Origin of the sequence: Halomonas sp. Y3 (assembly GCF_024137965.1) — a bacterium.
In the GTDB taxonomy this organism is placed as follows: Bacteria; Pseudomonadota; Gammaproteobacteria; order Pseudomonadales; family Halomonadaceae; genus Halomonas; species Halomonas mongoliensis.
In genome coordinates this window covers 1,963,595-1,982,336 of the sequence record NZ_CP099975.1, presented here as the reverse complement: position 1 = coordinate 1,982,336, position 18,742 = coordinate 1,963,595, and the positions used below count along the sequence as shown (strand labels likewise).

The 18,742-nt window shown below is 68.4% G+C and carries 16 protein-coding genes; 8 read left to right on the top strand and 8 right to left on the bottom strand.

The annotated features are described in order from the left end of the window. The first annotated feature begins 93 nt into the window (after window positions 1-93). A complete protein-coding gene (locus NHL60_RS09420) occupies window positions 94-417 on the top strand; it encodes a helix-turn-helix transcriptional regulator (protein WP_253451718.1) in 324 nt (107 codons plus the stop codon). On the opposite strand, the gene sohB is transcribed toward NHL60_RS09420, so the two are convergent. Further along, on the bottom strand, window positions 414-1,454 hold the full coding sequence (sohB, locus tag NHL60_RS09415; RefSeq protein ID WP_253451716.1) for a protease SohB: 1,041 nt from the start codon (window positions 1,452-1,454) through the stop codon (window positions 414-416). The genes NHL60_RS09420 and sohB overlap by 4 nt on opposite strands. A 119-nt stretch (window positions 1,455-1,573) precedes the next feature. On the opposite strand from sohB, the gene NHL60_RS09410 reads away from it, so the two are divergent. Further along, entirely contained in the window at window positions 1,574-1,885 is a 312-nt protein-coding gene (locus tag NHL60_RS09410; protein ID WP_253451714.1) for an SCP2 sterol-binding domain-containing protein, read from the top strand. Window positions 1,886-1,937: 52 nt separating this feature from the next. Here NHL60_RS09410 and nudC read toward each other — a convergent pair whose 3' ends face one another. Genes nudC through NHL60_RS09390 form a run of 4 tightly spaced genes read right to left on the bottom strand, consistent with a single transcriptional unit; the run spans window position 1,938 to window position 4,764 of the window. After that, entirely contained in the window at window positions 1,938-2,708 is a 771-nt protein-coding gene (gene nudC, locus NHL60_RS09405) for an NAD(+) diphosphatase (protein WP_253451712.1), read from the bottom strand. Beyond that, on the bottom strand, window positions 2,708-3,457 hold the full coding sequence (dnaQ, locus tag NHL60_RS09400) for a DNA polymerase III subunit epsilon (protein WP_253451710.1): 750 nt from the start codon (window positions 3,455-3,457) through the stop codon (window positions 2,708-2,710). The genes nudC and dnaQ overlap by 1 nt, the downstream gene beginning before the upstream one ends. A gap of 49 nt (window positions 3,458-3,506) precedes the next feature. Next, window positions 3,507-3,974: a ribonuclease HI gene (gene rnhA, locus NHL60_RS09395; protein WP_253452111.1), complete on the bottom strand. Its 468-nt coding sequence runs from the start codon at window positions 3,972-3,974 to the stop codon at window positions 3,507-3,509. A 4-nt stretch (window positions 3,975-3,978) separates the two neighbouring features. Then, window positions 3,979-4,764 (bottom strand): class I SAM-dependent methyltransferase, encoded by a 786-nt coding sequence (locus tag NHL60_RS09390; RefSeq protein ID WP_253451708.1) that lies wholly within the window; start codon window positions 4,762-4,764, stop codon window positions 3,979-3,981. A 68-nt stretch (window positions 4,765-4,832) separates the two neighbouring features. Between NHL60_RS09390 and gloB the strand changes: the two genes are divergently transcribed. The 6 genes from gloB to NHL60_RS09360 all read left to right on the top strand — a co-directional run bounded on the left by gloB (window position 4,833) and on the right by NHL60_RS09360 (window position 12,723). Next, the gene (gene gloB, locus NHL60_RS09385; protein ID WP_253451706.1) at window positions 4,833-5,600 is read left to right on the top strand and encodes a hydroxyacylglutathione hydrolase; all 768 of its coding nucleotides are present in this window, start codon (window positions 4,833-4,835) and stop codon (window positions 5,598-5,600) included. Between the two features lie 76 nt (window positions 5,601-5,676). Further along, window positions 5,677-6,876: a transglycosylase SLT domain-containing protein gene (locus NHL60_RS09380; RefSeq protein ID WP_253451704.1), complete on the top strand. Its 1,200-nt coding sequence runs from the start codon at window positions 5,677-5,679 to the stop codon at window positions 6,874-6,876. Window positions 6,877-6,991: 115 nt separating this feature from the next. Then, window positions 6,992-8,851 carry an extracellular solute-binding protein gene (locus tag NHL60_RS09375; protein WP_253451702.1) on the top strand — a complete coding sequence of 620 codons (1,860 nt, stop codon included), beginning with the start codon at window positions 6,992-6,994 and terminating at the stop codon, window positions 8,849-8,851. Between the two features lie 78 nt (window positions 8,852-8,929). Continuing rightward, a complete protein-coding gene (locus NHL60_RS09370; protein ID WP_253451701.1) occupies window positions 8,930-10,000 on the top strand; it encodes a microcin C ABC transporter permease YejB in 1,071 nt (356 codons plus the stop codon). Window positions 10,001-10,004: 4 nt separating this feature from the next. Then, window positions 10,005-11,126 (top strand): ABC transporter permease, encoded by a 1,122-nt coding sequence (locus NHL60_RS09365; RefSeq protein WP_253451699.1) that lies wholly within the window; start codon window positions 10,005-10,007, stop codon window positions 11,124-11,126. Beyond that, window positions 11,119-12,723 (top strand): ABC transporter ATP-binding protein, encoded by a 1,605-nt coding sequence (locus NHL60_RS09360; protein WP_253451697.1) that lies wholly within the window; start codon window positions 11,119-11,121, stop codon window positions 12,721-12,723. The genes NHL60_RS09365 and NHL60_RS09360 overlap by 8 nt, the downstream gene beginning before the upstream one ends. On the opposite strand, the gene NHL60_RS09355 is transcribed toward NHL60_RS09360, so the two are convergent. From NHL60_RS09355 to NHL60_RS09345, 3 genes are read right to left on the bottom strand one after another with little or no spacing between them, the layout of a single operon-like run. Then, a complete protein-coding gene (locus NHL60_RS09355; RefSeq protein ID WP_253451695.1) occupies window positions 12,672-13,937 on the bottom strand; it encodes an O-antigen ligase in 1,266 nt (421 codons plus the stop codon). The genes NHL60_RS09360 and NHL60_RS09355 overlap by 52 nt on opposite strands. Further along, on the bottom strand, window positions 13,934-16,444 hold the full coding sequence (locus NHL60_RS09350; protein ID WP_253451693.1) for an EAL domain-containing protein: 2,511 nt from the start codon (window positions 16,442-16,444) through the stop codon (window positions 13,934-13,936). Before NHL60_RS09350 ends, NHL60_RS09355 begins: the two co-directional genes overlap by 4 nt. A 49-nt stretch (window positions 16,445-16,493) precedes the next feature. Then, window positions 16,494-18,491 carry a nucleoside-diphosphate sugar epimerase/dehydratase gene (locus tag NHL60_RS09345; RefSeq protein ID WP_253451691.1) on the bottom strand — a complete coding sequence of 666 codons (1,998 nt, stop codon included), beginning with the start codon at window positions 18,489-18,491 and terminating at the stop codon, window positions 16,494-16,496. Window positions 18,492-18,742: the final 251 nt, after the last annotated feature.

Sequence of the window (18,742 nt, the reverse complement as noted above, 5' to 3'; positions counted from 1 at the left end):
AAACCATGTTCATCTGCAGAGACGCCTGTCAGGCTGGGCGGCAGTCGGCATCAATGCCCCGTTTCAGCGCCATCTGGCGCGGAGGTTTTCCCCATGGGTAATTCCAGCAGCACCGCCTCCCGGCTACTGGCCGGAGGCAACGCCACCATCGACCGGGCCACGGCGCTGCTCAAGGCCATGGCCAACGATAACCGCCTGCGTATCCTCTGCCTGCTGGAGGGGCAGGAGCTGTCGGTCACCGAGCTCAACCGCCAGCTGACGCTCAGCCAGTCGGCGCTCAGCCAGCACCTGGCGATCCTGCGCCGGGAGAACCTGGTCTCCACCCGGCGCGCCTCCCAGACCATCTACTATTCGCTGAACGGCGAGAACGCCAGCACCATCATCGAGACCCTGGGCCGGCTCGGCCTGGCCGACTAGCGGCGCCGCAGGGGGCTCTGCTCCAGCACCTCGAGCCCCTTCTCCAGCGCCCGCTCCACCCCCAGGGAGACGGCAGCACCCAGCCGCTCGGAGAGGCGACGGCGCGGCTCCAGGCGCAGATGGAGCACGCGCACCTCCTGCATGCGCTCCATCAGGTAGGCCTCGCTGGTGCCCAGGGCATCCACAAGCCCCCGCTCCAGGGCGTCGCGTCCGTACCAGGTCTCCCCCGTGGCTACCGCCTCGATCGCCAGCGCCGGCCGGCGCTCGCTCACATGGCGCTTGAAGAGCTCATGCACGGTCTCAAGATCCTCGAGAAACTTCTCGCGTCCCTCCTCGCTGTTCTCGCCGAACACCGTCAGGGTGCGCTTGTAGCGCCCGGCGGTCAGCACCTCCACGTCGATATCATGGCGCTTGAGCAGGCGGTGCACGTTGGGCACCTGGGCCACCACGCCGATGGAGCCCACCACCGCCAGGGGGGCGGCACGCAGCTGGTCGGCGCCGCAGGCCATCAGGTAGCCGCCGCTGGCGGCCACCTTGTCGACGCACACCGTGGTCCTCAGGCCCGCCTCGCGCAGCCGGTCGAGTTCCGCCGCCGCCAGGCCATAGGCGTGGACCAGCCCGCCGGCGGACTCCAGGCGCACGATCACCTCGTCCCCCGCCTCGGCGGCATCGATCAGCGCCGAGACCTCCTCGGCCAGCCGACCGGTGCTGCTGGCGCGAATGTCACCGTGGAAATCGATCACCCAGGCGATGGGCTCTCGCGCCTTTTCCGCCTTGCGCTCCTGCTTCTCGCGCACCTTGTCCTCGCGGCGAAAGCGCTTGAGCAGCCGCTTGCGGGTGCCAGGCTCGCTGGCCGCCAGGGTCAGGCGGCGGCGGCGATAGTCCCGAGCGTCGTTGAGCTCCTCGATCCGCAGGCGCGTGCGATCCATGGCGCCAGCCCGCGCTCTGGCCACCACGGCCACGATCAGGCCGATGATCACCACCAGGCTCAGCAGCTGAGCCAGGAACAGGCCGAGGTCGGCCAGCCAGTCATTCATTCCCTTCTCCTTGACACTCTCTCGTCGATTGGCCGCCGGCGGCGGTCACTAGGCACTTGAATGAAACGATCGTTTGAAATAATCTGGGTTGCGATGGCCCACCCCTACCAGGAGTCCCGATGAGCCTCTCTACCCTCGACAAGCTGCAGTCCCGTTTCGACGCCCAGGCCGCTCAGGGCATGGACGATATCTTCCAGTTCCACTTCAGCGATGCCGGCAGCCACTACCTGGTGGTCAAGGACGGCAGCCTGGATATTCAGGAGGGCGAGCACGACGACCCCTCGGTCAGTCTCAGCATGACCACCGAGACCCTCAAGGGCCTGATGAACGGCGAGGTCAACGGTATGACCGCCTTCATGACCGGCAAGCTCAAGGCCACCGGAAACGTCATGCTGGCCACCAAGCTGACCAGTCTCTTCCCCAAGGGGTGAAGCGACGGTTGTATGCCATGGTCGGGCCGCCCTCGAGCGGCCCGACGCCGTTCTAGCGGGCCGCCACCTCGCCCAGGTGGGTCTCGATCAAGGCCCGAGAGATGGAGTAGAGCGGCGGCAGCTGCGGCAGGCGGCGCGGCGAGAACCAGGCGGCATCGGCAATCTCCACCCCGTCGATCTGGATCCGCCGGCTGGCCGCCTCGGCGAAGAACCCCAGCATCAGGGAGTGCGGGAAGGGCCAGGCCTGGCTGCGGAAGTAGCGAATGCGCCCTACCTGCAGTCCCACCTCCTCGAAGATCTCCCGGCGCACCGCCTCCTCGGCGGATTCCCCCGGCTCGATGAAACCGGCCAGGGTGGAGTAGCGCCCCGGTGGGAAGCGCGGGCTGCGCGCCAGCAGCAGGGCGTCGCCGTGAGTCACCAGGGTGATGATACAGGGCGAGATGCGCGGGTAGTTGCGGTGGCCGCAGCCGCGGCAGTGCATGGCAAACTCGGCGTCGAGGCGCTCGGCGGGCGCCCCGCAGCGACCGCAGAAACGGTGGTCCCTGAGCCAGGCGCCCACCTGCAGCGCCGTGGAGAGCAGCGCAAAGCGCGACTCCGGCAGCGCCGCCAGCCAGCCACGCCCATCCGGCCAGTCAGCCTGCGGGGCTTGCTCCAGGGAGAGCGCCACCGGCTCATCGTGCCAGTAGCAGAGCGGCTGCACCGCCGGCGTCCAGGCCTGTACCGGCTGCAGCAGGTCGCCGTCGGGGCCCGGGGCAATGCGCCCCTCGGCGATGCGGATCACATAGCCCGCCGCGGCCTCCAGCGGCAGCTCACGACGAAGCATCAGTGGGGCACTCCATCACCCAGGCGGTCCCAGCCGCACTCCCCCGACGCCTCGCGAATCGCCGACAGCTTGGCCCGATGGGCGGCCAGCTCGGCGTCGCTCGGGCGCGTTACCGCCAGGCTGCCGGGCGCCAGGGTCAAACGGCGAATGGCCAGGCCACCGCCGGCACCGGCGCTCCCCTCTCCCCCGGCGCTGGCATCCAGCAGCAGCGCCGTCTGCCCCCCGGTCATCGCCAGATAGACGTCGGCCAGGATCTCGGCGTCCAGCAGGGCGCCGTGGAGCACCCGGTGACCGTTGTCGATCTCGTAGCGCTTGCACAGGGCGTCGAGGTTGTTGCGCTGGCCCGGGTGCTTGTCCCGGGCCAGCTGCAGGGTATCGAGGATCCGGCAGTGCTCGGCCACCGGCCCCAGGCGCGGCTCGCCCCGGGCACGATTGAGCATGGCGAACTCGTGGTCCATGAAGCCCACGTCGAAGGGGGCGTTGTGGATCACCAGTTCGGCCCCTTCGATAAAGGCCCAGAACGCATCGGCGATCTCGGCAAAGCGCGGCTCGTCGGCCACCCGCTCGTTGGTGATGCCGTGGACGCCGATCGCTTCGGCCTCGATCTCGCGCTCGGGGTTGATGTACTGGTGATAGGTGTTGCCGGTCAGGCGGCGGTTGACCATCTCCACCGCCCCGATCTCGATCAGGCGATGGCCTTCCCGGGGGTCGATGCCGGTGGTCTCGGTGTCGAGAATGATCTGACGCATGGGGTCCCTCTGTTTGAGGCGTACGGAAACTGGAAAAACGCCTGGGGGCTCAGGCGCCCTGGCGGGCGGCGTCGATGGCCTCGTTGGCAAGCGCATCGGCCCGCTCGTTGCCCGGGTGGCCGCTATGCCCCTTGACCCAGTGCCACTCGATGGTGTGGCGATGGGTCTCCTCGAGCAGTTCCCGCCACAGCTCGGCATTCTTTACCGGCTGCTTGCTGGCGGTCTTCCAGCCGCGCTTGACCCAGTTATGGATCCACTCGGTGATGCCGCGACGCAGGTACTCCGAATCGGTCCAGAGCTGGACGCGACAGGGCCGCTTGAGTTCCCGCAGCGCCATGATCGCCGCCATCAGCTCCATCCGGTTATTGGTGGTGCGGGACTCATGGCCGTTGAGGGCCTTCTCGTGGGAGCCGCTCAGGAGCAGCGCTCCCCAGCCGCCGGGGCCCGGGTTGCCGCGGCAGGCGCCATCGGTATAGATGGTCACCTCGGGCAGGGCATCGGCCCCTGTCTCGGTCAAGGTCTCAGTCAACCTCGGTCATCCTTTCCTGTGGGGGCGAGAGGCGGGGCTGCCCGACCCGGGTAGCGCCCAGCGCCGAACCCCCGAAGGGCCGCCCGAACTGGAGCCGCCCCCCCTGGGTCTGGGCCAGCTGCGACCGCCGGCTCGCCTGGATCATGTAGCTGTCGCCCAGCGGCAGGTTGTAGCGCCGCCCCAGGGTCTCCAGGGCCGCATTACGGGGCATGCCGCCAGGCAGGTGAAAGCCACAGTAGTCTACCCGCTCGATCCGGAAGTCCACAAACGCCAGCCAGTCGCGCAGCCGCCCCGGCGTGCGCCAGTGGCCGCACCAGGGCAGCCGGCGCCGCCGAGTCGGCCATACCCGCGGCAGTGCCCCCGCCGACAGCGGCATCCAGCCGAAGAGGATCAGGCGCCCATCGTCCCGGGTGACCCGCGCCGCCTCCTGCAGCAGATGGTGGGGGTCCGGCACCACCTCGAGGAGGTGATGGACGATCACCAGGCTCAGGCAGCCGTCGGGCAGCGGCAGGGCATCCGGCGTGCAGACCAGGGTGCTGGGCCCCTGGGCGAGTTCGCGGGTCGGCGACCAGCGCATGGGGTGGCGCACCGGGCACATGTCGGCCAGGGGAGCCCCCATGCCGAGCTCCAGGCTGTGAACGCCGAACACCCCCTCGCACACCGGGCCCAGGCAGGCGCGCTCGGCGTGATGCAGGGCCTGTCCCTGCGGCGTGGCCCAGAAGCGGCGGCCATCGCGCACCAGGGCGGGCAGAGAAGATCCTGGGTGAGAAATTGACATTGACAGCAGGTTCCTCCATTCTGGGCGGATTTTGCGACCCGTTCATGCCCATTCAGGACGCCATGCCCATGTTGAGCGTGACACCGATTCCCGCGTTTGGCGACAACTATATCTGGCTGCTGCGCCAGGACACGAGTTCCGAGATCTGCGTGGTCGACCCGGGCGATGCCGCCCCGGTAGTCGAGCTCATCGAGCGCGAGGGGCTGAGCCTCTCCACGGTGCTGATCACCCACCACCACGCGGATCATACCGGCGGCCTGCCGGAGCTGATCGAGCGCTACGCGCCCCGAGTGATCGGCCCCAACAACCCCAGGATCCCCGGCATCGAGGAGCGGGTCGCCAGCGGCGACGAGTTCCGCGTGATGGGACGCCGTTTCGAGGTGTTCGAGGTGCCGGGGCACACCCTGGATCATATCGCCTTCTTCACCGCCGGCATTCCCCCGCTGCTGTTCTGCGGCGACGCCCTGTTCAGCGCCGGCTGCGGCCGCCTGTTCGAGGGCACCCCAGAGCAGATGCACGCCTCGCTGAATCGGCTGGCGGCCCTGCCCGACGACACCCTGGTGTTCGCCGCCCACGAATATACCCTGGCCAACCTGCGCTTCGCGTTGGCCGCAGACCCCCACAACCCGGATGTAGCCCGGGCCATGGAGGAGTGCCAGCGCGCCCGGGAGCTCGACCGCCCCACGCTGCCGAGCTCCCTGGGCCGAGAGAAGCGCATCAATCCTTTCCTGCGCGTGACCGATGCCGGCGTGCGTCAGGCCGCCGCCGACCACGGCGCCACCGACAGCGACCAGGCCACCTTCGCCACGCTGCGCGCCTGGAAAGACAACTTTTGATAAAGCCCCGATTGGACGTCATGCGGTTTGCCCCGCTGTCGGCGGGACCGCACACGACCACGAGGACGATTGTCGAATGACCTACCACACCAAGCGACACAAGCTGATCGGCCTGGCCAGCGCCACGGCCCTGATGGGCTCCCTGATGCTGGCCGGCGCCTACAGCCAGGCGGCAAGCTTGAGCGCCGAGCAGCGTCTGAATTCCCAGGGCGACAGGAAGATCGCCTCGGCCGACGGGTCGCTGCCCAGCGACCGCCACTTCTGGGACGCCCTGGCCCTCGAGCCTCAGGACATCTGGAGCCGGCTGCGCGCCAGCCTGCAGTGGCAGGACGATATCGACGAGCCACGGGTTCAGGAGTGGATCACCCACTACCGCCAGAGCCCCGGGAATATTGCTGAGATTACCGAGCGCGCCCGCCCCTGGCTCGCCTGGATCGTCGAGCAGGTGGAGGAGCGCGGCCTGCCCGGCGAGATCGCCCTGATCCCCTTCGTGGAGAGCTCCTTCGACCCCACCGCCCGCAGCCACCGCGGCGCCGCCGGCCTTTGGCAGTTCATGCCCGGCACCGGCGACGCCCTGGGCCTGCGCCGCGTCCGCGGCTATGACGGCCGCCTGGACGTGGTCGCCTCAACCCGCGCCGCCCTGGACTACATCGAGCTGCAGGCCGACCAGTGGTACGAGGGCGACCTGGAGCTGTCGCTGGCCGCCTACAACGCGGGTGCCGGCACCGTGAACCGGGCCCGCCGCAACGCCCTCGCCCAGGGCGAGCCCGGGGACTACTGGAGCCTCTCCCTGCCCCGGGAGACCATGAACTACGTCCCCAAACTCAAGGCCATCGCCGCCATCATCAACGATCCTGACCAATACCAGGTCGCCCTCCCCGAGATCGAGGACGCTCCGGCCTTCGCCAAGATCCCCGTGGAGCGCCCCCTGGCCCTGGACGAGGCCGCCCGCCTCTCCGGCGTCACCCGCGGCGAGCTCGCCGAGCTCAACCCGGCGCTGACCGGCGGCACCGCCAATCCCAACCAAGCCCCAGTCCTGCTGGTTCCTTATGACTATGCAGACACCCTGATGGCAAGCCTCGAGTCGCCCGCCGCGCCAGCTGAAGGCGAAGGCGCCGACCGCTACGTGGTGCGCCAGGGCGACAGCCTTTCTGCCATCGCCTCCCGCCAGGGCGTGAGCGTGGCCCAGATCCGTCAGGCCAACGGCCTCAACGGCGACGTCATCCAGCCCGGCCAGGTGCTCGACCTCCCGGGCCAGAGCCTCGCCTCCCGTTAAGTCGGGCGGCGACGGCATCGGGAGGCTTGCCAAGCCGCCCGGGGCCTGACACCTTATTGGCCGACCGTTGCCGGCCCCGCTGAGGGCCGGCTGCCACCGACCAAGGATGTCGCCGATGCCCCATGCCCTGCGCCGCCTGACGCTAGCCGCCTGCGCCAACCTGGCCTGGCTGCTGCCCTTCGCGCCGGTCGCCGCCGCCCCCGCGGCGCCTCACTCCGAGGCCGTGCCCACCGTCCATGGTCTGGCGCTCTATGACGCGCCCGAGCTGCCGGCGGACTTTAGCCACTTCCCCCACGTCAACCCCGAGGCGCCCAGCGGCGGCACCCTGACCCAGGCGGCGGTGGGCGGCAGCTTCGATTCCACCAACCCCTTCATCATTCGCGGCACCCCGGCGGCGGGGCTCTTCGAGATCTACGACACCCTGGTGGAGGGCAACCCGGGCGAGCCCTTCTCGGTCTACGGCCTGCTCGCCGAGGGCATGCGCCTGGACCCCGAGCGCACCTGGATCGAGTTCGACCTGCGCCCCGAGGCACGCTTCCACGACGGCGAACCGGTCACCGCCCATGATGTCGTCTACAGCTTCGAGCTGCTCACCGAGCAGGGCAACCCCTTCTACGGCGCCTACTACGCCGACGTGGAGAGCGTCACCGCCCTGGACGAGCGCACCGTGCGCTTCGACTTCGCCGAGGTGCACTCCCGGGAGCTGCCGCTGATCGTCGGCCAGCTGCCGGTGCTGCCCAGGCACTACTGGGAAGCGCGCGACTTCACCGCGCCGACGCTGGCCGCCCACCCGGGCTCCGGCCCCTACCGCATCGCCGAGGTGGACCCGGGCCGGCGCATCGTCTATGAGCGCGACCCCGACTACTGGGGCCGCGACCTTGCGGTGAAGCGCGGGCGCCACAACATCGACCGGCTGGTCTACGACTACTATCGCGACCGCGACATCGCCTGGGAGGCCTTCAAGGCCGGGGTGCTGGACTACCGCATCGACGCCCGCGCCGCCACCTGGGCCATCGGCTACGACTTCCCCGCCTACCGCGACGGCCTGGTGCGCCGCCTGGCGGTACCGGACGGCCAGCCGGCCCGTATGCAGGCCTTCGTCTTCAATCTGCGCCGCGACAAGTTCGCGGACCCCCGGGTTCGCGAGGCGCTCTCGCTCACCTTCGACTTCCCCTGGCTCAACGCCAACCTCTTCTACGACGCCTACCGGCGCACCGAGAGCTACTTCCAGAACTCCGAGATGGCGGCAAGCGGGCTCCCCGAGGGCGACGAGCTGGCCCTGCTCGAGCCCTGGCGGGACCAGCTGCCCGAGCGATTGTTCCAGGAGCCGGTGCCCCACGAGCACCCGCTAGAGTTGCGCGAGCGGCTGCGCCTGGCTCTGGACCTGCTGCGCGAGGCGGGCTACGAGGTCCAGGGCGATCGCCTGGTTCACGGCGAGACCGGCCAGCCGCTGACGGTGGAGGTGCTGCTCTTCGACACCGGCATGGAGCGGGTCACCCAGCCCATGCTGCGCAACATGGCGCGCCTGGGCATCCAGGGCAGCATCCGCATCGTCGATATCAACCAGTACCTCAACCGGTTGCGCCGCTTCGACTTCGACATGACCGTGGGCCAGTTTCCGCAGTCGAACAACCCCGGCAACGAGCAGCGCGACTTCTGGACCAGCGCCGCCGCCGAGGTGCCCCAGAGCCGCAACCTGATGGGGCTGGCCGACCCGGTGGTGGACGACCTGGTGGACCGGCTGATTCGCGCCGACAGCCGCGAGGCGCTCAACGTCACCGCCCGCGCCCTGGACAGGGTGCTGCTGTGGCGCTTCCCGATGATTCCCCACTACCACTCCGGTGAGACCCGCATCGCCATCTGGGACAAGTTCGCCTGGCCCGAACCCTTCCCCGAGTACGGCATGGACCTCGCGGCCTGGTGGGTGGACGCCGAACGGGAAGCCGAGATCAACCAGCGCCTGCGTCGCCGCTGACGCGGCTGGCGATGTCGCCAAGCCCGAGATGCCGGAACCCGGTATGCCAGAGCCTGATATGCAAAAGGACGCCCCATCGTGAGCCGCTATATCCTGCGCCGCCTGCTGCTGATGATCCCGACCCTGATCGGGATCATGCTGCTCAACTTCATCATCGTCCAGGCCGCTCCGGGCGGGCCCATCGACCAGATGCTGGCCCGCTTCGAGGGCGCCGACGCCATGGCCAGCACGCGCCTCGAGGCCGGCGGCGAGGTGATGGTGCGCGACGAGTCCCGCGGGGCGCGGGGCATCGACCCGCGCTTCATCGAGCAGCTCGAGGCGCAGTTCGGCTTCGACCAGCCCGCCCATGTGCGCTTCCTCGGCATGATGCGCGACTATGCCACCTTTGACTTCGGCAACAGCTTCTTTCGCGACCGGCCGGTGGTGGAGCTGATGATCGAGCGGCTGCCGGTGTCGATCTCACTGGGGCTCTGGACCACCCTGCTGGTCTACCTGATCTCGATCCCGCTGGGCATCCGCAAGGCGCTCCACCACGGCTCGCGCTTCGACGTCTGGACCTCGGGGCTGGTGATCGTCGGCTACGCCATCCCGGGCTTTCTCTTCGCGATACTGCTGATCGTGCTCTTCGCCGGGGGCAGCTACTGGGACCTCTTCCCCCTGCGCGGGCTCACCTCGCCGGACTTCCACGAGCTCTCCACCTGGGGCAAGGTGAAGGACTACCTCTGGCACATCACCCTGCCGGTGGTGGCCATGACCATCGGCAGCTTCGCCACCCTCACCATGCTGACCAAGAACAGCTTCCTCGACGAGATCCACAAGCAGTACGTGCTCACCGCCCGGGCCAAGGGGGCAAGCGACGGCGGCGTGCTCTACGGCCACGTCTTCCGCAATGCCATGCTGATCATCATCGCCGGCCTGCCCGGCGCCCTGATCGCCATCTTCTTCACCGGGTCGCTGTTGATTGAGGTGATCTTCTCCCTGGAAGGACTCGGCCTGCTCGGCTTCGAGGCGGTGATGCAGCGCGACTACCCGGTGATCTTCGGCACCCTGTACCTGTACACGCTGATCGGCCTGCTGCTGAAGCTGGTCTCCGATCTGACCTATGTGTGGGTGGACCCGCGCATCGACTTCGAGACACGGGAGTCCTGAGCCGATGGCCGCTTTCTTCAAGAGCCTGTTCCGGGCGGAGCGCTTCTCCCCCATCACCCGCCGCCGCCTGGCGGTATTCAAGGCCAACCGCCGCGCCCGGGTCTCGCTCTGGGTGTTCCTGGCGCTCTTCGTGGTCAGCCTCGGCGCCGAGCTGATCGCCAACGACAAGCCGCTGGTGATGCGCTACGACGGCCAGTGGTACGTGCCGCTGCTGGTCGACTACCCGGAGACTGAGTTCGGCGGCTTTTTGCCCACCACCGCCGACTACCACGACCCCTTCGTCCAGGCCCAGATCGCCGAGCACGGCTGGGCGCTGTGGCCGCCGGTTCCCTTCTCCTACCAGACCCTGGACATGCAGATGATGCGCCCGTCGCCGGCACCGCCCGACGGTCGCCACTGGCTGGGCACCGACGACCAGGGGCGCGACGTGCTCGCCCGGGTGATCTACGGCTTCCGGCTCTCGGTGGCCTTCGCCCTGGTGCTCACCGCCGGTTCGCTGGTGATGGGGGTGCTGGTGGGCGGCATCCAGGGCTACTTCGGCGGCAGGACCGACCTGATCGGCCAGCGTTTCACCGAGATCTGGTCGGGGCTGCCGGTGCTCTTCCTGCTGATCATCCTGGCAAGCTTCGTGCAGCCGGGCTTCTGGTGGCTGCTCGGCATCATGCTGCTCTTCTCCTGGCTGGGCCTCGTTGACGTGGTGCGCGCCGAGTTCCTGCGCGCCCGCAACCTGGAGTACGTGCGCGCCGCCAAGGCCATGGGGCTGCCGCCGCGGCTGATCATGTGGCGCCACGTGCTGCCCAACGCCATGGTGGCCACCCTCACCTTCGTGCCCTTCCTCTTCACCGGGGCGATCACCACCCTCACGGCACTCGACTTCCTCGGCTTCGGCCTGCCCCCGGGCTCGCCGTCGTTGGGCGAGCTGGTGGCCCAGGGCAAGAACAACCTGCATGCCCCCTGGCTCGGCATCACCGCCTTCGTCAGCCTCTCGCTGATGCTCTCGCTGCTGGTCTTCATCGGCGAGGGGCTGCGCGACGCCTTCGACCCCCGCCACGTCCGCCACGCCGCCACCCCGGTACCGGCGGCCGATTCCTCCACCGCAACCGCCCGGAGCCAGACCGATGCCTGATGCCCCCTCCCGCTCCCCGCTGCTGCGCCTCGAGGACTTTTCCGTCGCCTTCGACGGGGTGACCGTGGTGGACCGCCTCTCACTCACCGTGAACCGCGGCGAGACCCTGGCCCTGGTGGGCGAGTCCGGCTCCGGCAAGTCGGTCTCGGCGCTGGGCGCCATGGACCTGTTGCCGGGCAACGCCGCCGTCAGCGGCACCCGCCGGCTGGGCGACACCGACCTCGACCGCCTGAAGCGCCGCGACTGGCAGGGCATCCGCGGCGGCCGGGTCGGCTTCGTCTTCCAGGAGCCGATGACCTCGCTCAACCCGCTGCACACCGTGGGCAAGCAGATCGGTGAGACCCTGCGCCTGCACCAGGGGCTCACCGGGCGGGCCGCCCGCGCTCGCATCATCGAGCTGCTCGGTCAGGTGAAGCTGCCGCGCCCCGAGGAGCTGATCGACGCCTGGCCCCACCAGCTCTCCGGCGGCCAGCGCCAGCGGGTGATGATCGCCATGGCGATCGCCAACGACCCGGAGCTGCTGATCGCCGACGAGCCCACCACGGCGCTCGACGTCACCGTGCAGCAGGAGATCCTGGCGCTGCTCGCCGAGCTGCGCGACCGCCGCGGCATGGGCATGCTCTTCATCACCCACGACCTCAACCTGGTGCGCCGCCACGCCGACCGGGTCTGCGTGCTCTACCGGGGCCGCGAGCAGGAGACGGGGCCGGTGGCTCGGGTCTTCGAGGCGCCTTCCAGCGCCTACACTCGCACCCTGCTAGATGCCGAGCCGGAGGGGCGCCCGGGGCCGGTGCCCCGGGGTGCCCCCTTGATCAGCGCCTCCGGCCTCGGGGTCAGCTTCCAGCGCCCCAAGAAGCTCTTCATGAAGCGCCCGCCGGCCTTCGAAGCGGTCAGGCCGCTGGCGCTCACCCTGGCGCCGGGGGAGACCCTCGGCATCGTAGGCGAGTCTGGTTCCGGCAAGACCACCCTGGCCCTGGCGCTGCTACGCCTGACCCAGAGCCGCGGCGAGATCCGCCTCGGCGACAGCCGCCTGGATACCCTCTCCGGCGGTGACCTGCGCCGCATGCGCCAGCGCTTCCAGATCGTCTTCCAGGACCCCTTCGGCTCGCTCTCCCCTCGCCTTCCGGTCTCCGAGATCGTCAGCGAGGGGCTGCGCTTCCACCGCCCCGAGCTTAGTGCAGACGAGGTCGCCCGCCGCGTGGCCGCCACGCTTACCGAGGTGGGGCTGCCCGCCGACTGCGCCGACCGCTACCCCCACGAATTCTCCGGCGGCCAGCGCCAGCGCATCGCCGTGGCCCGGGCGATCATCCTCGAGCCCGAGCTGCTGGTGCTCGACGAACCCACCTCGGCGCTCGACCGCACCGTCCAGAAGCAGCTGGTGGCGCTCTTGCGCGACCTCCAGGCCCGCCGCGGCCTGAGCTATCTGTTCATCAGCCACGACCTCGCCGTGGTGCGCGCCATGGCGCACCGGGTCATGGTGCTCAAGGAGGGGGAAGTGGTGGAGAGCGGCGACTGCCTCGCGGTGCTCGAGAACCCGAGCAGCGACTACACCCGGGCCCTGGTGGCAGCGGCGGGGCTGGCGCCGCGGGAGGGATGACTCGAGGCCGTGAAAGCCAGCAGCAGCGCCAGCCAGCCCCCATAGACGAGGATCCCGACTGGGTAGGCGAAGAAGGCGTAGCTCAGGCCGAAGTCGATGAAGGTCACCGGCAGCAATAGTCCCGCCACGGCCAGGCTGCGGGTTTCCGGGTCCCTGGCCACCAGGCGAGGCGTAAACACCCAGAGCGGCAGCAGGTAGAGCGCCAACAGGGCGAGCAGGGCGGGCAGACCGCGCCGCACCCAGGCATCCAGCGGGTCGTTATGGGCGTGCCAGTAACGGTCCATGCCCGGCGCCACCCTGCCCTGCTCCACCAGCTCGCCCATGGCCTCGGCGTAGCCGCCGTGGCCGACGCCGCGCCAGGGGGACTCGACGATCAACATCGCGGCACCGCGGTACATCTCCAGCCGAGCCCCCACGGAGCCCCTGGGCTCACCCGCCAGGTAGTCGGACGCCTCGTCCATGGCCACGCCCACCCGCTGCTGCACCCCGCTCTGGGGCGCCAGATAGAGGCTCGCCAGTACCAGCCCCACACCGGCGATCGTCAGCCAGCGCCAGCGTGGGGGCCAGCCGCGCAGATAGGCACGATAGAAGACCAGGGCGGCAAGGGGCAGCGCCAGCCAGCCGCCGCGAGTGCCCGACAGCGCCGAGGCCAGCAGTCCTCCGATGGCTCCCAGCAGCAGCGCCACCAGCCAGGGCAAGCGACGCCTCTGCTGCCAGGCCCAGCCCAGGCCCGCCAGGCAAAGCAGTCCGCTGAGCAACGCCAGGTTACCGAACAGGATGGCATTCACCTCGCCGTGGCCATTGGCACGCCGGGCGCCCTCGACACCCGCCTGCCAGAGCGCCCAGAGTCCGCCGCTCCCAGCGCTCGCCGCAAGGCCGGCCCACCACCAGGCCAGAGGCGGTCGCCGCCAGGCGAGGGCCACGACCAGGGCCGCGGCCAGCAGCGCCGCCACGGCCGTCGACGGCGCCCGGCCAGCCGCACCCTCTCCCTGCAGCGCCAGCAGCTCCGAGGCGGCAAACCCCAGCAGCGCCGCCACGGCCAGGCGCTGTGGCCAGCTCATGGCATTCGGCACGGGACGCTGCTGCCAGGCAAAGCCGGCGACAAGCAGCAGCGGCAAAGGCGCCAGCCAGTAACCCTGGGGCAGCAGCAGCGGTACCAGCAGCATCCATGCAGCGGCCAGGCCGAGCGCCCTTCCCTTGGCCAGCTCCGTCAAGTAAGCCAGCGCTCGGCGAAAGCGTCGGCGAGGAGGGGAGTATCAAACAGGAAGCCTTGCACCAGATCGATGGGGTAGCGAGCCAGCGCCTGGAGCTGCTGGTCGGTCTCGACGCCTTCGGCGACCACGCGCATGTCGAGCTCGCGGGCGAGGCCGGTGACGGCGGCGACGATGGCGTTGCTGCGGCGGTTGCCGAGCCCCTGGATGAAGCGCTGGTCGATCTTGATGGTGCTGACCGGTAATTCGTGCAGGTAACCGAGTGACGAGTAGCCGGTGCCGAAGTCGTCCAGCGCCACGCGGCAGCCCATATCACGCAGCGCCTGGATGATGGCTGCGGCCGGCTGCTGCTGGTCGAGCAGCACGCTCTCGGTGATCTCGAAGCCGAGCTGGCCGGGCATCAGGGCGTAGCGTCGGTGGCAATCGCGCACCTTGTCGATCAGCGCCCTGTCCCAGAACTGGCGCCCGCTAAGGTTGATGGCTACGCGGATTGCCTGGCGCCCCTCATCGCGCCAGGCGGCCAGCTGCCTTGCCGCCTGTTCCATGACCCAGTCGCCCAGGACGATCATCAGCCCCGAGCGCTCGGCCACAGGAATGAACTGCCCCGGTGAGATGTCACCGAGGACCGGATGGTGCCAGCGCAGCAGCGCCTCGGCGCCCTCGAGTTCGCCGCTATCGCGATTGATCAGCGGCTGGTAATGCACCGCCAGGCCTTCGCCACTGTCGGCGGTGTCGCGCAGTGCGCTCTCCAGGGTGAGCTGGGCCGGCTCGCACCACTGCAGCTGTTGCCGGTGGAAGAAGCGGTAGGTGTTGCGCCCCTCCTGCTTGGCACGATACATGGCGGCGTCAGCGTACTGGATCAGCAGCTCCACGCTGTCGGCATCGTCAGGATAGAGGCTGATGCCGAGGCTGCAGCCGATGCGAAAGTCGTGTTCACCCACCCGGAAGCTGGTGCTGATGCTGTCGATCAGGCGCTCTGCCACCTGACGAGCTGCCTCGATCTCACCCAGCTCCGGCAGCAGCACGATGAATTCGTCGCCGCCCAGCCGCGCCAGAGTGTCATCCTCGCGCAGCGCGTCCTGCATGCGCTTAGCCACCTCCACCAGCAGGGCGTCACCGGCGGCATGGCCCATGGAGTCGTTGATCTGCTTGAAATGGTCGAGATCGACGAATACCACCGCCAGCCGCTTTCGCTGGCGATGGGAGTGGCGAATGGCCAGCGACAGACGATCCTCCAGCAGTCGCCGGTTGGGCAGCTGGGTGAGGGGATCGTAATAGGCCAGCCGCCGCACCTTCTCCTCGTTCTCGCGGATATGCGTGATGTCGCTGAACAGCGCGGCATAGTGAGTCGCTTGGCCGTGCTCGTCGTAAATCGCCGTGATGGTCAGCAGCTCCAGGTAGAGCTGGCCTGACTTGCGCCTGTTCCAGATCTCGCCACGCCAGGAGCCGCGCTCCTGCAGGGTGTGCCACATCTCGGCGTAGAAGGCGGCGTCGTGGCGACCGGAAGAGAGCAGCGCCGGCGTGCGCCCGCTGACCTCATCCAGGGTGTAGCCCGTCAGGTGAGTGAAGGCAGGGTTGATGAAGTCGATGCGACCCCGAGCGTCAGTGATCATGATGCTTTGCAGTGAAGCATCGATGACGCGCTCAGCCAGCTGCAGGGTCAGCCGTGAACGCTCCAGAGCATGGTCGCGCTCCTGGAGCACCTCGCGCAGGCGCACGGCGTAGTCGCCCTCCACGCCGTCGAGGATGTCGCGAAAGCCCAGCAGGCCTACCACTTCGCCAGCGGCGTCGACCACCGCCAGGTGGCGTAGGCGCTGGTCGATGAACTGGTGGCGGGCATCGATCAGCCGCGCCTCTACCGGCAGGCTACGCAGCGGCCGGCTGGCCAGCTCGCACACCGGCAAATCGCGCCGGTGTCGGGCCACGTAGCGCAGGACGTCGCGCTCGGTGAGGATACCTAACTCGCCCTGACCGCAGTCGACGATCACCGCGTCCAGACGCTGCTCCAGCATATGGCCGGCGATCTCCTGCAGGGTGCGCTGGCCGTCGAGGATCTCCACCGGTGAGCGCATCACCCGGCGCACCTCGCGAAGGCGCAGGTAGGGCTCGATACCCTGCTTCAACGCCAGATCGGTCTGCGAAACGATGCCGCGCACCTTCCCCTCGCCGTCCACGATCACCGCATGGCGGATGCCATGCGCCTTGAAGGCGTCGCTCACCTCCGCCACAGGGCAATCCTCCGCGACCTGCAACGGCACCGGTGTCATCACCCGATGAATGGGCAGCTCGATCTCCTCGGGGTGCTCCAACGCCAGGCGCAGGCTGTCACGCTCGGTCCAGATGCCCACGGCGCACTGCCCCTCCAGCACCAGGATGGCGCTGAAGCGGCGCTCGGTCATGCGCGCGGCGGCCTCTACTACCGGCGTCTCAGGCATACAGGTGAGCAGGCCGGTCTGCATGATGGCGCTGACGCGAAGCGGCTCGGTCTCGGGGGAAGTGGTTTGCGGCATGAAGCTCTCGGGCAGCGCGGGAGGAGAGGCCGGTGACAACAGACGCGGCTCAGCTCGCCTCCGAGGTCGACTTGGGTCTCAGCGCCACGATCTTCTGCCTACGGCTAGCTGGGCCACTCTCCTTCTCCTGCCGCGGGAACTGCTCCTCCCACACCAGGTCGGCGAGCTCGCTCTGGGGCTGATAGCCCAGCGGCGCCTGGACCAGCAGCTCACGGATGCGCGGGGCATCGAACATCAGGCAAGCATCGAATAGCGTCTCGAGCAGCCCCTCCATCTCGCCCCACTCCAGGGAGATCTCGCTGGCGGTCATGATCCGCGGGTGGCGCGTCTCGCTGACGTTCTCGCCGATCAGGAGCTCCTCGTAGAGCTTCTCACCAGGGCGCAGGCCTGAGTAGCGGATCTCGATGTCGCCACGGCTCTGATCGCCGCCGTCGGTTCCCGGGTAGCAGGGTTCGAGGCCCGAGAGGCGGATCAGACGTCCAGCCAGCTCGGCGATCTTCACCGGCTCGCCCATGTCGAGAACGAAGACATCGCCGCCGCGGGCCATGGCGCCGGCCTGGATCACCAGCTGGGCCGCCTCGGGAATGGTCATGAAGTAACGGGTGATCTCGGGATGGGTCACGGTCACCGGCCCGCCAGCGGCGATCTGCCGACGGAACAGCGGCACCACGGAGCCACTGGACCCCAGCACGTTGCCAAAGCGGACCATGCTGAAGCGCGTACCGTTCTGAGCCCGCGCCATCGCCTGGCACACTAGCTCGGCGAGACGCTTGCTCGCTCCCATCACGTTGGTGGGTCGTACTGCCTTGTCGGTGGAGACGAGCACAAAGCTCTCCACCCCGGCCTCTACCGCTGCCCGGGCGGTTTCCAGAGTGCCCATCACATTATTGCGCAGCCCCTCCACCACATTGTGCTCCACCATCGGCACATGCTTGTAGGCGGCGGCGTGATAGATCGTCTGGATCTGGAAGGCCGAGAGAATCTTCTGGACCCGGTTGCGGTGCTGCACCGACCCCAGCAGCGCCTTGACCGGGCAGTCGATACCCTCTTCCCGGGCGATCTGCAGGAGCTCCTGCTCGACGCGGTAGAGGCTGTATTCGGAGAGCTCCAGCAGCAGCAGCTGGGCCGGGGCCTGGCGCAGGATCTGACGGCACAGCTCCCTGCCGATGGAGCCCCCTGCTCCGGTTACCATGACCACCTTGCCGGTGACATTGGCCCCCATCAGTTCGGGCTCCGGCGGCACCGGGTCGCGGCCGAGCAGGTCCTCCACCGCCACATCGCGCAGGTCGTTGATCTCCGCTCGGCCGGCCACTACATCAGCCATGCCGGGTATCGTCTGCACCGGCACATCCAGGGCCTCCAGTCGCTCGAGGATCGCCCGCCGCCGAGCCCGTGAGGCGCTGGGGATCGCCAGCAACACCTTCTCGACGCCGTAATCCTGGATCAGGCGATCGAGCTCCACTGGCGCATAGACCTTCAGCCCCTGGATGAAGGCCCCCTCGAGGTTAGACGCATCATCCACAAAGCCCACCGGCTCGTACTCCTGGCCGTGGCGCAGCGACACCACCAGCTGGCGGCCTGCCGCGCCGGCGCCGTAGATCACCACCCGTGTCTTGTAACGCAGCTGGTTACGAAGGTAGAGGGCGCGCAGCGCGAAACGCACCCCACCGATCGTCAGCAGCGCCAGCATGGCGTAGATAAAGGGCACCGAGCGCGGCACCGGCAGATGGAACAGGTAGTTGACCACCAGCAGTGCCAGCGCCGACGCCCCTACCCCGGCCGCGACTGTCTTGACCGCCTTCATGCTCATGTAGCGAATCACCGCACGGTAGAAGCCCAGGCGCATGAAAATCGCCAGGCTCACCGGGATCACGACCGGCAATACCCACCATATCCTCGGCTCGGCAACGAAGGTCCAGCTGTCCAGGCGCAGCAGCATGGCCAGCAGGAAGCTCAAGGTGATCAGCCCGGCATCGGCCAGCAGTTGGATCGCCCGTTTGTGTGGGCGTGGCAGCCGGAACAGGGGGTGGAGAAATTTCGTCAGCACAGAGCGAGGCCTCTCATCCTTGAGGAAGGAGAAGTATCAGAATAGTTACTAACAAATTGTATCAGCAAGTACGCCTATCTTCACTGACCAAAAAGCGCGGCATGCCCCGTGCTTTTCGTGCGGGGAAGGATAGGGCAGCCGAGGTAGCGCGGGCGCCCTATAGTACTGGACAAACGAGGCTATGTTGGCATCTGTTGTTGGCGCGTTTTGAAAAGACTGTATAAACTACTGTATATGCAGTTTGCCTCTGG